Annotated in this window: 9 protein-coding genes; 3 read left to right on the top strand and 6 right to left on the bottom strand. The window is 35.3% G+C overall.

The features are described 5' to 3' along the window. Positions 1-20: 20 nt before the first annotated feature. Entirely contained in the window at positions 21-1,379 is a 1,359-nt protein-coding gene (locus ACNH59_RS05870; protein ID WP_418264497.1) for a T9SS type A sorting domain-containing protein, read from the bottom strand. A gap of 358 nt (positions 1,380-1,737) precedes the next feature. Between ACNH59_RS05870 and ACNH59_RS05865 the strand changes: the two genes are divergently transcribed. Beyond that, positions 1,738-2,337 (top strand): hypothetical protein, encoded by a 600-nt coding sequence (locus tag ACNH59_RS05865; RefSeq protein WP_418264496.1) that lies wholly within the window; start codon positions 1,738-1,740, stop codon positions 2,335-2,337. Beyond that, positions 2,330-5,695: a transcription-repair coupling factor gene (gene mfd, locus ACNH59_RS05860; protein ID WP_418264495.1), complete on the top strand. Its 3,366-nt coding sequence runs from the start codon at positions 2,330-2,332 to the stop codon at positions 5,693-5,695. Before ACNH59_RS05865 ends, mfd begins: the two co-directional genes overlap by 8 nt. 114 nt (positions 5,696-5,809) lie before the next feature. On the opposite strand, the gene ACNH59_RS05855 is transcribed toward mfd, so the two are convergent. Further along, the gene (locus tag ACNH59_RS05855) at positions 5,810-6,496 is read right to left on the bottom strand and encodes a type ISP restriction/modification enzyme (RefSeq protein ID WP_418264494.1); all 687 of its coding nucleotides are present in this window, start codon (positions 6,494-6,496) and stop codon (positions 5,810-5,812) included. 506 nt (positions 6,497-7,002) lie between these two features. On the opposite strand from ACNH59_RS05855, the gene ACNH59_RS05850 reads away from it, so the two are divergent. Then, positions 7,003-9,567 (top strand): T9SS type A sorting domain-containing protein, encoded by a 2,565-nt coding sequence (locus tag ACNH59_RS05850; protein ID WP_418264493.1) that lies wholly within the window; start codon positions 7,003-7,005, stop codon positions 9,565-9,567. Between the two features lie 320 nt (positions 9,568-9,887). Here the strand turns inward: ACNH59_RS05850 and ACNH59_RS05845 are convergent, their stop codons facing one another. From ACNH59_RS05845 to ACNH59_RS05830, 4 genes are all read right to left on the bottom strand, one after another. Beyond that, complete coding sequence (locus ACNH59_RS05845; RefSeq protein ID WP_418264492.1) at positions 9,888-11,192, bottom strand: murein hydrolase activator EnvC family protein; 1,305 nt, start codon at positions 11,190-11,192, stop codon at positions 9,888-9,890. Between the two features lie 61 nt (positions 11,193-11,253). Next, positions 11,254-12,057, bottom strand: a complete 804-nt coding sequence (locus ACNH59_RS05840) for a DUF4292 domain-containing protein (RefSeq protein ID WP_418264491.1) — start codon at positions 12,055-12,057, stop codon at positions 11,254-11,256. Next, complete coding sequence (locus ACNH59_RS05835) at positions 12,057-13,403, bottom strand: tetratricopeptide repeat protein (RefSeq protein ID WP_418264877.1); 1,347 nt, start codon at positions 13,401-13,403, stop codon at positions 12,057-12,059. Before ACNH59_RS05835 ends, ACNH59_RS05840 begins: the two co-directional genes overlap by 1 nt. A gap of 100 nt (positions 13,404-13,503) precedes the next feature. Continuing rightward, positions 13,504-14,520: a sugar phosphate nucleotidyltransferase gene (locus ACNH59_RS05830; protein ID WP_418264490.1), complete on the bottom strand. Its 1,017-nt coding sequence runs from the start codon at positions 14,518-14,520 to the stop codon at positions 13,504-13,506. Positions 14,521-14,575 lie beyond the last annotated feature (55 nt).

The following is a 14,575-nucleotide window of genomic DNA, read 5'->3' as shown; positions in this document are numbered from 1 at the left end:
AGCCGTTTTTGATTTAATGACTATTTTTTAATTACTTTCCAGGAGGCGATTTTTTCACCTACTTTGAGATGGCACAGATACAAACCTTTTGGCAACTGGCTTAAGTCGATGGTTAATGTATCATGAAAAACTACTTCCTTTGCAAAAGACAGCACTTTTTTTCCCGATTCATCATAAATTGTAAGGGCAGTTTTTCCAGCTAATAAATCTGAAAAATTAATATTTAACTCAGAATCGATCATTGTAGGATAATAATTTATTCCCATTTGTAAAGCGTTTTTATCCACATTTAAGGGACCACCACAGCTAGACATAACTCCATCAGCTGTAACATTTAAAGTCGCACCCGCACCACAAGTCGGATTAGCTATAAAATTAGCTACATCCTCTACAGGAAACACCGTATAGCTATAGGTAGGTTTTGTAGCTGTACCTTTATCTAGACCCGTAACGGCTGTTGGAACTGTACCTTTGATACATCCATCAAATTTAACTACAGTTGTACCAGACCCTTCGTTAACGGGACTGGAAATAGTGGCTACTTGTTCAAAATTACAATTTTCAACATAACAAGTTGTACCTTGATTACCTGCCCCTAAACCAATAGCAGAAGCTCCCGAAACAGAAGTTTTATAATAACAATTAATCAAGTGTATTTCTGCATTTCTCGCTCTTGGCATCCTGGCTTTACATCCTTCTGCCCAGTAGCAATTTTGAAGGGTAACACTGAATCTCCCATCTGTTGGAAAATCAGTAATACCCGACCCTATTAAACCTGAAAAACGGTGATCTGCACTACCACCAGACCCCCCCGCAATAGGTGCTTTTAAATAAGTAAACTTACACCAAGAAACAGTTACATTGTCAGCAGTACCTTTGATGTCAAAATTACCATCCATTCCGTCTTGAAACTCACAGTGATCCACCCAAACATTCTTTCCCTCGTTAGTGAGGTTATCACGACCATCCACATCATAAGCACCAGGCCCTTCAAAAATTAGGTTTCTTATTATAACATTACTAGAACCTGGTTTTATATATAGAATTCCCGAATTAGCAGCAGAGGTTGGAGAATCTCCCACTGTTATTTGAGTATTTCTAAGTCTCGCCCCTGGTAATCCAATAATAGTTTTATTATTCAACAATACACTTGTATAAACACAATCAATAGTTCCCGAAACCAAAATAACAGCATTTGCTACACTGGTTGAAGTAAGTGCTGTTTTCAATTGCGCATAAGTTGTGACAGTGACTGGATTTGCATTACCGCCCCCAGTGGTAACTGCCCCAAAACCCTCGGGTTGTGCCATATAATAATTTTGTCCTGTTGCACTAAAGATTACAAACAGAAAAAGATGAAGTAATAAAGTTTTTTTCATGGTTAAAAGAAAAATGAGTAGTGTTAGTTCGTTTTTATCAAAATACAATCACATTAGCAATCTCGTTATATTCAGAAAACTATTAATGCAATCGATTACAAAGATACTAATAAATACTTTTAAAATGATTCCTTAAGAGCACAAATTTAAAACTCAAACATAAATCGTGCTTTGATTATAATCTCTATGAGTTAAAAAAACAAACCAATCATTTGGGTCTCAAAAAAGGATAAACGAAAAATCCACTAACCTACCATTGAACTAATTATAAAAAATAGGCTTTCTAACGGAATACTAGTCTTAGAATTCTTCTAACATCAATTTTGTTTGTAACTTTGCGCTTCTTTTTACATCAACTATGAAAAACGTCCTATTTTGTTTGCTTTGCACTGTAGTCTTACTTTTTTCTTGCCAAGACAATAATCAAAAAAGAATCGCAGAAAACAAAAAAGAAACAGCTCGAAAAGAACTCATTTTTTCCACTATAGAAAAAGGTTGGGTATTTTATGATACTCCCATCAATGAAACTACAGAAGAGACTGTAAAAACTTGGAACGAATTGCGTTTGTTTTTAGAAGAATTATCTAAAAAACCTAAGAAAACCATTGGTGCCTTTCAACAAAAAGCAACTGCTATATCTAAAGCAGCCATGAACTTAAACAACAATATTCCGCTTCAATTTGACAAACCACAAATTAAAAGCAGGATTGCTGTTCTTATCACAAAGGTGCGAATGATGGATTTGTTCATCCATTTAGATAAAATTCCGAGCGAAAAAGTAGTACAACTGATCAGTGAAATTAATCGTGAATTGGCAACACTTCAGAGAGAAATGGACAAAACGGTCGAAAAAAATAAAATTCCTCTTGAAGAAGGGGAATCTGAATTAAAACGAATGTTAGACAGTACCAGAGCCATACCAACCACTGGCCCCACTAATGTAATTACAATTGAGTAAAGTAGCACTATATAAAACCTATGACAATTTGCCTAAAACGGTGCAAATTGCCCAACTTTTACAAGATAAAAAAGAATTGAAAATGCATCTGAAAGGTTTGCTGGGTTCAGCGATTTCTTTTACCATTCAATCCTTATTTAAACAAACTGCACTTCCTTTTTTAATCATTTTAGACAATAAGGAAGAAGCCGCTTATCACTTAAACGATTTGGAACAAATGGTTGGCGAACCTGATGTTTTGTTTTACCCTGCCTCCTATCGTCGTCCTTATCAAGTAGATGAAACTGACAACGCCAATGTACTACTGCGTGCCGAGGTTCTCAACCGCATCAATTCCCGCAAGAAGCCAGCGATTATCGTCAGCTATCCTGAAGCTTTGTTCGAAAAAGTGGTTACGCGTCAAGATTTGGACAAAAACACTTTGAAAGTTAGCGTAGGTGACAAAATTTCGATTGATTTTATCAACGAAGTCTTATTTGAATACGAATTCAAAAGAGTTGATTTTATTACAGAACCTGGAGAATTTTCGGTTCGTGGTGGAATTGTAGATGTTTTTTCATTTTCGAATGACAATCCCTACCGTATTGAGTTTTTTGGTAACGAAGTCGATAGCATCCGAACTTTTGATGTAGCGACCCAACTTTCGATAGAAAAACAAAACAAAATTACCATTATCCCAAATGTAGAGAATAAAGTATTTCAAGAAAACAGAGAATCTTTCTTGGATTACATATCCGAAAAAACAGTTCTTGTACTTCAAAATACAGACGGTTTTTTATCACAACTCGACAAGCAATTTGCCAGAGCCGAAGAAGCGTTCGAGAAATTATCCAAAGAAATCAAGCGTTCAACTCCAGAGCAATTGTTCTTGAATCAAAAAGAATTTATCAAGCGTGCCTTGGATTTTTCGATTGTCGAATTGGCTCCAAAACCTATTTTCAAAGCCACCGAAAAATTCGAATTTCACATTCAACCACAACCTTCTTTCAACAAACAATTTGACTTATTATTGAATAATTTAAGTGAAAATCATTTCAATGGTTTGACCAATTATTTGCTTTGTTCGAATGACAATCAGGCGAAACGTTTTCACGATATTTTTGAAACTTTGGATGAAACCAATTCAGAGAACATTCGAAAACAATACAAGACAGTAGTTTTACCCTTATATCAAGGATTCATTGATACTGAAAACCAAATAGCCTGTTATACCGATCACCAAATTTTTGAACGTTACCACAAATTCAACCTCAAAAATGGCTATTCGAAAAAACAAAATATCACTTTAAAAGAACTGACGGCTTTAACTGTTGGGGATTATGTTACGCATATCGACCACGGAATCGGGAAATTTGGAGGTTTGCAAAAAATACAAGTAGAAGGCAAAACTCAAGAAGCTATCAAACTTGTCTATGCCGACAATGATATTGTGTATGTGAGCATACACTCCTTGCACAAAATTTCAAAATACAACGGTAAAGACGGTTCACCTCCCAAAATTTACAAATTAGGCTCGAATGCTTGGAAAGTTTTAAAACAAAAAACCAAAGCCAGAGTCAAGCATGTAGCCTTCAATTTGATTCAGTTATATGCCAAAAGACGATTGGACAAAGGATTTGCTTTTGCTCCAGACAGTTATTTGCAAAATGAATTAGAAAGTTCCTTCATATACGAAGACACCCCAGACCAATTCAAATCGACTCAGGAGGTCAAAGCAGACATGGAAAGCGACCGCCCTATGGATCGTTTGGTTTGTGGTGATGTAGGTTTTGGAAAAACTGAGGTTGCGATTCGTGCCGCCTTCAAAGCAGTAGACAATAGTAAACAGGTTGCTATTTTGGTTCCCACGACTATTTTGGCCTACCAACATTACCGCACTTTTTCTGAGCGATTGAAGGATATGCCAGTCAGTGTTGGTTACTTAAACCGTTTTAGAACGGCCAAACAAAAAGCCGAAACATTAAAACAACTGGCTGATGGAAAACTAGATATTGTAATTGGCACCCACCAGTTGGTGAATAAAAATGTTGTTTTCAAAGATTTAGGTTTGTTGATTGTTGATGAGGAACAAAAATTTGGGGTGAATGTCAAAGACAAACTCAAAACCATTGCAGCAAATGTGGACACCTTAACCTTAACGGCAACACCTATTCCGAGAACTTTACAATTTTCTTTGATGGCGGCACGTGATTTATCAGTAATCACAACACCTCCGCCCAACCGTTATCCTATAGAAACCCAAGTGGTTGGTTTTAATGAAGAAATTATCCGAGATGCCATTTCGTATGAAATTCAGCGTAACGGGCAGGTGTATTTCATCAACAACCGTATCGAAAACATTCAGGAAATTGCAGGTATGATTCAACGATTGGTTCCCAATGCCAAAGTAGGAATCGGTCACGGTCAAATGGACGGCAAAAAACTCGAAGAATTGATGTTGGCCTTTATGAACGGAGAATTTGATGTTTTGGTGGCAACAACCATTATTGAAAGTGGACTGGATGTTCCGAATGCCAATACGATTTTCATCAATAATGCTAATAATTTTGGACTGTCGGATTTGCACCAAATGCGCGGTCGTGTGGGACGTAGCAACAAAAAAGCCTTTTGTTATTTCATCTGTCCACCCTATTCAGCAATGACCGATGATGCTCGAAAGCGTATTCAAGCTTTGGAACAATTTAACGAACTGGGAAGCGGATTTAATATCGCGATGAAAGACTTAGAAATTCGTGGTGCTGGAGACCTATTAGGTGGTGAACAAAGTGGTTTCATAAACGAAATTGGTTTTGACACCTACCAAAAAATCATGAATGAAGCGATTGAGGAATTAAAGGAAAACGAATTCAAAGACCTGTATCCCGAAGAAAACGACATCGAAACCAAGGAATACGTCAAAGACCTACAAATCGACACCGATTTTGAATTATTATTCCCTGACGAATACATCAACAACATTACAGAACGCTTGAGCTTGTATAGCGAACTAAACGCTGTTAAAACAGAAGCAGAACTTCAAGAATACGAAAAGAAATTAATAGACCGCTTTGGGCCTTTGCCAAAACAAGCCATTGCACTATTAAATAGCATCCGCATCAAATGGATTGCTACCCAAGTAGGAATTGAGAAACTAGTGATGAAACAAGGTAAAATGATTGGGTATTTTGTATCGGATCAACAATCGGATTTTTACCAATCCAATCGTTTTATGACCGTTATGCAGTTTGTACAAAAACAAGCATCCATTTGTCGCATGAAAGAAAAACAAACTAAAAACGGATTGCGACTTTTATTGACTTTTGAGAATGTAAAATCAATTAAAAAAGCATTAGAGTTGATGGAACTATTTGGGAAATAAGTTTTCAAAAGGCAAAATCAAAAGGCAAAATCAAAAGGCAAAATCAAAAAGCAAAAGACAATTGCAAAAATCAAAACTTTGGGAACTTATTTTATGTTTTTGTTCGTAGCTTGGTTACAGCTTTTTGAGTTTGGTTGCATCCACTTTTTTTATTTCTTCAATAATAGTAGCCGTTTGCGTTAGAATCGCAATCAAGTTTTGATATTCTAAAATAGCCTCTAAAGTCAGAACACAGTCTGCCTGATCTTGCAACCATCTTTGAGCAGGTTTTTCTTTTTTCCATCTAAAATCCCAGGCTTTTTCGGGGACATTTTTAAAATATTGAGTTTCATTAATATAAAGATTTCCTAAAATTAATCCGTTGCTATTTCTCTCCTTTAGAGGTGAATAGCGAACATTAGAAAGTAGCACTTTGTTATTTCCTTTCAGTGGGAATTGTGTTATGATTTGTTCTTGTGCTATGCTATCTTTCAAATGCAATTGCCTCAACTTAGCCCCAAAACTAACAAGCTTCCAAAACTTGGAATCATTGGTTGGTAAAGGATATTGTGATAAATCATCATTTTGAAAGCCAATCTTTTTCCAAAATTTTGACGAATGGTACAGAGCGTAACAATAATCAATAATTTCTATTTCTGTCACTGACTCTCTAAACTCGGGACGTACTTCCCGATTGTTTACAAAACAAAGATTTCCTTGAGATAATTTTCCAACTTTCAATGGCAAGCCTAAGCTTTTGGAAATTTTCTCAATGTTTTCTAATGCAATATCCTTTGATTCAAAACTTTGACATTCTAACATACAAACTCCTGTTTATTAATCATTTAAAGATATAAAAAATAAAGAAACTAATTCCCCATAACACTATTAAGCCTGATCAAAAAATCCTATTTTACGGACATCCTATTTTCTTACGAACTAGTAACTTATTTTACTTTTAAAAATATTCTTTATTTTAGATTAAAATCACAAATTGCTTTGATTCACATTTGAAATAATAATTTTTTAAATCTTTAGAACTTTTATATTGAATATTCTATAATGAATTTCAAATTCTCAAAACAACGCTATAAACTATTGAAATAAAATACTTTATATAAAAAAACAATTTAATTCATGAAAAAAAATTGTTATTTGAAAAAGAATAATATATTTGTGCAATCGATTACAAGATGTAGGTTTTAAAATCATTGTTATTGCTAAACTGAAAATAAAAAAATTTAAGTAAAAATGTAATCGATCACAATAAGCTATTAAACCTTTAAATACCACAAAAACTATCATAACTAACTATTAAAACAAAAAGAATGAAAAAAATTGTACTTTATTTGACTCTCATCTTCGCATCAATACAAGGATGGGCACAGTCAGTAAACATTACTGAATCAGGTGGCTGGCTAGAAACAGCCTATGTAAAATGGGAACCTGTATCAGGAGCTACAAGCTACAATGTGTATTACACAGGCAATGGTATCACCAATCAAAAAATTGACAATCCCTTAATCCGTAGCTATGGAAGCTATTTTAGAGCAGATATTCCCGGTATTGCAGCAGGAAACTATGCCCTTACAGTAAAACCTGTTATTGCTGGAACTGAAGAAGCTGGAACTACAACTGGTACGATTGCAGTTTCGGCACACGATCGCACCGGATTTTCGTTTTCAAATGGAAGAGTTCCAGGCGCCTACAAAGCAGATGGAACACCAAAAGCCAATGCAGTAATCCTATACGTTACAGAATCGACTAAAAATTCCATCTCATTAACGGTAACAGGAGCTAACGCCAACCCTTGTGTGGGACTGCAAACTATACTTGACGGATTTAAAAAAGGAAAAGATTTGCGTCCATTAATAGTTCGAATGATAGGAAATATCACGGATTTCAGTTATATGCTTGGAGGTGATATCGTTATAGAAAACGCCAATAACGCGGCAAGTTACATCACCTTAGAAGGGATTGGTAATGATGCTGTTGCCAATGGCTGGGGTATTCGTATAAAAAATGCATCTAATATTGAAGTTCGTAATCTAGGCACTATGAATTGTAACAGTAGCGAAGGTGACAATATTGGACTCCAACAAAGCAATGACTACATATGGGTACATAACTGTGACCTTTTTTATGGTCATGCAGGTAGTGCTAATGATCAAGCCAAAGGTGATGGCGCTTTAGATAGTAAAAAATCAAACTATGTGACTTTTTCTTATAATCACTTTTGGGATTCTGGAAAATGTAATTTATTAGGGTTGAGCGAAGGGGCTGAACCTGGTTATATCACCTATCATCATAATTGGTACGATCACTCTGACTCTCGCCATCCTCGTGTTCGTTACTACTCGGTTCACATCTACAACAACTATTTTGATGGCAATTCTAAATATGGTTCGGGATCAACTTTGGGATCCGATTTATTTATAGAAGCAAATTATTATCGAAATGCTAAAAACCCGATGATGACTTCTATGCAAGGAACGGATGTTTGGAGTTCTTCAAAACAAGCCAATGACCCAAGTAACCAAGGTACTTTCTCTGGAGAAGACGGGGGATCTATAAAAGCCTTTAACAACTTTTTTGATGCCGATATTGCAACCAATTCTATGCGATTTGTAGCCTACGGAGACCCTAATCCTTTGTACAATATTGCAGGTAAAATTGATTCTACAATTGATTTTGATGCCTATGTAGTGACCTCAAGAAATGAACAAGTACCTTTAACAGTAAAATCATTCAAAGGAGCGAACACTTATAATAACTTTGATACTAATGCGACTATTATGTATTCTTATACTCCAGACAGTCCATTAGATGCAAAAAACAAAACAATGCAGTTAGCAGGACGCATGCAGGGAGGTGACCTAAAATGGACTTTTAACAACACCGTAGATGACACTTCAGACGCAGTTTTACCAGCGCTTAAGGCAGCATTAACAGGATATGCTACAAAAATAGTTTACATCCAAGGGGAAGCACAACCAAGTACTCAAACTCTAGTAGTTACAACCGCTAATAGCAACCAAGATGTGGTACAAGGTGAGGCTCTTGAAACTATTGTCTTTACTTGGGGTGGTGACGCCACTGACGTAAATGTAACAGGATTACCTGCTTCAGGAATCAACTTTATAAAAAACCCTACGGATAAAACGTTAACTATTTCTGGCAGTCCTACAGCAAACATTTCATACACTGTTACAACTACTGGAACCACAGGAACTACATCAACACAGTCAGGAACCATAACGGTAGTGCCACCTGGAACTAATACTGGTGGTGAAATACACAACTTTACAGACTCATTAAAGACTAGCACCTTTTATGCCATTTCAGGAAACATGAACTCTACAGATGGCACGCAGTCCTATGACGGCTTGACCTTGACAAAACGTCTCAAAATTGAATCTGCTACACGAATAACATATACCAGTACAGCTACTTCAACTTTAACTTTGGTGTTTAACTCGGGCTTTAGTGGAAAAATAAAACTTACAGTAGGAACCGATATTGCTGTAAACACTACCAGTTATACAGCTGTAAACGGTATAGTTACAATTCCGTCAATTGCTGCAGGAACCTATACCATTAGCAAAGGCGACACCACTGATCTTTATTACATCAAAACAGAATATTCATTAGGTGTAAATGATTTTGAAAAAAATAAGGCCTTACTCTATCCCAATCCTGTTTCAAATGTTTTAAACATTGCCAATGTCGAAAATATTAAGACGGTTGAAATATATAGTCTTTCTGGTGCTCTTGTAAAAACACAAAATAACGACAGCAACAGGTTAGAATTAGATTCCCTTACCCCTGGAAATTATCTTGTAAGAGTGACTACAACAAAAGGAGTGACAAGCAAAATAATTATTAAAAAATAAGGTACTTTAGATTCGTACATACTTCAAAAGGTTTCCAGAAATGGAGGCCTTTTTGTTTTTTACAAAAGGATAAAAATTCACAGGAAAGTAAAATCCACATCATGAACGGATTATCTTGAATTTCATTTTATAGTAGCTCAATAGCTAATAAATACATTAGAATTCTCCATTAGACAACAATCTACTAAATTTTGAATCTTTATGCAATTGATAATCTGTTTGAATTAAACAGCTAATCCAGATTCGTTATTATAAAGCCAAAAAAAACTCCAAAAATTCGAAAATTTTTGGAGTTATATTTATTCCACTCTGACCTGAAATTACATATTTGAAAGCCATCCTTGGGGGTTTGCATAAGTTGTATTTTGTAATAACAAAAATTTAATTACTGTTTTACCCGTTTCACCACTTGTTCTTACACGTCCTAAGTTTTGCTTGATTCCCACTTTATCTCCTTTATTCACAGAAACAGAGCTTAAATTTTGATACACCGTAAAGTAATCTCCATGTTGTATCATCACCGCCTTATTCACTGGAGACAATATCATTACACTGGCCACTTCACCACCAAAAACAGCTCTAGCATTAGCGCCTTCTTCGGTTGTAATTTCTACACCACTATTATGAATCACTAAGGTATTGTAAATAGGATGCGCTTGATTTCCGTAACCTAAGGAGACAAAACCTTTTTCAACTGGCCAAGGTAATTTTCCTCTGTTCGCTCTAAAACTATCCGCTATTAACTTTGATTCCGGAGTTAACTCAATACGAGAAGAAGATACTTCTGTCCTTGCTACAGGAGCCTCTTCTACCACCACAGGAGCCGCAGCTGCTTTTTTGGATGATTTTGGCGCTTTTGAGGCTGCATCTGCTGCTGCAGCGGCTTTGGCTTCTGCTAAAGCTCTTGCTTTCTCCGCAGCGGCCTTTCTGTTGGCTTCAGCAATTGCTTCACGTATCAAACGATCAATTTGTCTGTCGATGTTTTTAGATTCGTTTTGTTTCTTACGAATATCCGAAACAATTCGGTTTTTATCTTTCTTAATTTCGTTTACTAATTTTTCTTGTTCTACCCTTTCTTTTTCAAGTGACAGACGTTCTTTTTTATTTTCTTCTAAGAGCTTTTGTTTAGCAACTTTTTGCTCATTTAATTTTTTATTGATTGCAATTAGTTCCAAGGATTTCCCTTTAATTTCCTCACCTTGCGCTTTTCTAAAATTAGTATATTGCTTTAGGTATTGCACTCTTTTAAAGGCTTGTAGAAAATTCTCCGAAGATAAAATAAACATGGCACGACTCTGCTCTGAACGACTCTTATAAGATTGCACAATCTTCTTAGCATAATCTTCTTTCAAAACCAAGAGCTCTTTGTTTAGCTTGTTAATCTTCAATTGATTCAAATACATATCATTGGCCAATAACTTGGTCTGCTTCTCCGTAGTATTAATCAAATTCTCTTTCAACCTGATTTTATTCTTTTGAATCAGATACACGTTCATAGCAGATTTTTCTTTGGACTGAACCGACTTTAACATCTTTTCATTATCCTTAATTTCTCTCTGAATTTGAGCCTTACGTTGCTCTAACTTTTCTTGTTGAGAGGATTGACTCCAAAGGATTGAAGTCATACAAATAAAAACTAGGCTTAGAAAAAACTTTGGCATCTTAAAAATATATTTTGGTGCAAATTTAATTAATTATAATTCTTTTATAACCATTTGGAACACTATATGGAAAAGAAAGTGATTCATTGAAGTTAATGTCCTCGTATTCCATATTAATTTCTGTTTTTCCTTTTTCTTGGAGGGCCTCAATATGTACTTGTTTTGGCACAATATTTTTGTCGAAATTGCTGTAATTACCGTACTTAATTTCGATTTTCCTTCCTTTGTCGGTTTGGATCACTTCTTGTTTTCGCACCTTAAAATTAGCGGCATCAATATAAAACGTTTTTTGGGTAGTATTATTGGCTTTGTCTACTAAACGGTACGCTATTTCGTCAAGAGTTTGCGAGTATTTGCCTTTTCTAAGGTCGTCCAGAGATTCTCCTAACAGCATATTTTGAACTTTATCATAATCCAAATCTGTTCCCAACCACTGACTCAAACCACTAAAATCACCTTCAAAATAAGTTCCTTTTATTTTTTCGTAATAACTAACTTTTGTTGGAGTGATAGAAGCCTTTGCCATGGTGATTCCTAAGAAACGAACACTGACTAAGATTTGTTCGTCTTTTTTAATTCGGATATCCGCTGTTACATTTTGCGTTTGGCTACCATTATCAAATCGCACATTGGATTTGATGTAAATTGATGAAAATTCCGTTTTCAAGTTGTAGTGCTTTCCAATGATTTCATTCGTTTTTAAATCTTCAACAGGCGCTGCACTGTTATTTTGAACCAAAGCTTTTTTGGATTTACAAGATACCTGTATCAAGGTACATGCAAGAAAAAAAAGTAAAACACTTCTTCTAATTATTGATTTTGTATGCATTATTTGTTTTTTAATAATTGATTGGCTTTGGAAAAATGAAACTCTTTTTTGGCAACATCCCCTAAACCATTATAAGCCTCTCCTAACTGAATATTGAAATTAATTTCTAAAGCTCTATCTTCTACAACAAAATCCATACCCATTTCGAGCATTTCCTTCGCTTTTTTATATTTTCCCAATTGATTGTACCCTAAGCCTGAAAAATAGTAAAATTGAGGCTGATTAGGAAAAAAATCAACCAAGTTTACAGCCTTTTCTGTAAGACTGTCAAACTGTTTGAGCTCAGCATAAACTTGAAGCAAAAGCAAATTATTTTCAATATCTATTTGAGTTGCTTTACTATTCGAAAGTTCATAATACTTGACAGCCTTGCTCCATTCTTTTTTAGAATGATAAAATTTACCCACTTCTTTGGATACATCTACTTCAGTATCACGATCAAAATAACCCACAGCATGCTCCAAAGCATCGGCATATTGAGGTTGGGTATTGACAAAAATTAAAAATTCATTGAGAACACGGTGTTTAATTTTCGAATCAATTTTGTTACTTGCCAAAACCGTATTCATGGATTCAACGGCCTTGTCTCCTTCTTTATTTTCTAGATGAAATTTGAACAAACTCACTTGAGCCCATTCGGATGTAGGGATTTCTTTTTCTAGTTGTTGAGCTGTTTCAATTACCTTTTTAATCTCATTATTTTTGGAATACAAATAAATCAATGATATATAATTTGACTCTTCTTTAGGGTACTTTTTAATTTGCTCAACCAGATTTTGAATCTCCGTATTTTGGTATTTGCCTTGTGATAAAATTTGGATTTTATAGGATTCTCTGCGGTCCGACTTGCCTACGGTTTCATTCAGCTCATTGATTAATGCCAAAGCCTTGTCAAACTGGGCGGTATTCATGTACAATGAGGTTAAATCTTCTTTAAATTTAGGATCGAAAGTTATCAATTTATTGATGGTGGTAATGGCCCCAACATAATCCTTGGTTTCATAATTGACATCATAAATACCTACCCAAAACCATTTATTAGTGGGATCAATTTGAGTGGCTTTTTCGAATGAATTAATTGCGTTTTTGTAGTTTTTTAGTGCTAAATAATTTTTACCCAATTCATAAAAAACAGTCGCATTTTGGGGTTCTAATTTTAGACATTTTTCTAAAGAAACAATAGCCTTATCGTAGTTTTCAATTCCTTTTTGTTTTAAGGCTTCAAAAAACAAATCATGAAACTTGTCTTTATCGGTAGGCTTGTAATCCATCTCAGTCTGCGCCCATAGACTATTTGAATTGCATAGCAAAACTAGGAACACAAATACTAAAATCAATTGACGCATCATTTCAAAAACTGAATTACTACAAAAAAACAAAGTTCAGAAAGAAAAAGGATAAAACTACTATTTTCTCTCTGAACTTAATATTATTTATTGGCAAACATTATTCTAAAACCGAATAATCTCCAATACTGATACTTGTAAATTTACCATCAAAGCTAACATGATTACCAATCATAGCATTGTCTAAATGAGCATTTTTAATATGCGCATGAGTCTGAATCAAACTATTTTTTATGGTACTATCGATAACATGGCAACCTTTCCCAAGCGAAACATTAGGACCAACAGTGGCATTGATTAAAATTACATCCTCGGCAATATTACAAGGTGGAATAATTGTACTGTTTTCTAATTTCACATTAGCAGCCACCTGTTCCACACCGTCAGACTGTAAAAAACCAAGCATCCTAGAATTCGTTTCTACCGTAACATTCTTATTACCGCAATCCATCCATTCATCAACACTTCCGGTTTTGAAAACCTTACCATTGGCCATCATCGCCTTGATACCGTCATTGATTTGGTATTCACCACCATTCTGGATGTTGTTATCTAAAACATTTTGTAATTCTTTCTTTAAATCACCAACTTCTTTGAAATAGTAAATACCAATTACTGCCAAATCACTCACAAATTCGGCTGGTTTTTCAACCAATTCCACAATTTCAGAATTGTCGTTTAACTTTACCACTCCATAGGCTTCAGGTTGGTCTACTTGCTTCACCCAAATTACGGCATCAGCAGTTGGATCTAATTCAAAATCAGCTCTAATCAAAGTATCTGCATAAGCAATAACAGCAGGTCCTGACAACGATTCTTTAGCACACATAATCGCGTGACCAGTCCCTAAAGGTAAATCTTGACGGTAAATGGATGCTTTAGCCCCCAAATCAGTTGCTAATTTCTCTAAACTTTTCACCACATCATCACCAAAAAATGCAGGATCACCAAGAATAAAGGCGATTTCATCTATCGGTTCTTTAAGGATTTTAGCAATATCTTCTACCAATCGATGTACGATAGGTTTCCCAGCAACAGGAATCAATGGCTTAGGGACTGTTAAACTATGTGGGCGAAGACGAGAACCACGTCCTGCCATAGGAACTATTATTTTCATTTTTGATTATTTATTTAACCGCAAAGTTCGCAAAGTCCTTCAACTCCCGAAACAT

The organism is Flavobacterium faecale (assembly GCF_048320115.1).
Taxonomy (GTDB): Bacteria; Bacteroidota; Bacteroidia; order Flavobacteriales; family Flavobacteriaceae; genus Flavobacterium; species Flavobacterium faecale_A.
This window is presented reverse-complemented; position numbering and strand designations above follow the sequence as displayed.

Coding starts and splice junctions, on each gene's coding strand:
- ACNH59_RS05855 (WP_418264494.1), bottom strand. CDS start 6,496: ATGTTAGAATGTCAAAGTTTTGAATCAAAGGATATTGCATTAGAAAAC.
- ACNH59_RS05835 (WP_418264877.1), bottom strand. CDS start 13,403: ATGCGTCAATTGATTTTAGTATTTGTGTTCCTAGTTTTGCTATGCAAT.
- ACNH59_RS05845 (WP_418264492.1), bottom strand. CDS start 11,192: ATGACTTCAATCCTTTGGAGTCAATCCTCTCAACAAGAAAAGTTAGAG.
- ACNH59_RS05850 (WP_418264493.1), top strand. CDS start 7,003: ATGAAAAAAATTGTACTTTATTTGACTCTCATCTTCGCATCAATACAA.
- ACNH59_RS05840 (WP_418264491.1), bottom strand. CDS start 12,057: ATGCATACAAAATCAATAATTAGAAGAAGTGTTTTACTTTTTTTTCTT.
- ACNH59_RS05830 (WP_418264490.1), bottom strand. CDS start 14,520: ATGAAAATAATAGTTCCTATGGCAGGACGTGGTTCTCGTCTTCGCCCA.
- ACNH59_RS05870 (WP_418264497.1), bottom strand. CDS start 1,379: ATGAAAAAAACTTTATTACTTCATCTTTTTCTGTTTGTAATCTTTAGT.
- ACNH59_RS05865 (WP_418264496.1), top strand. CDS start 1,738: ATGAAAAACGTCCTATTTTGTTTGCTTTGCACTGTAGTCTTACTTTTT.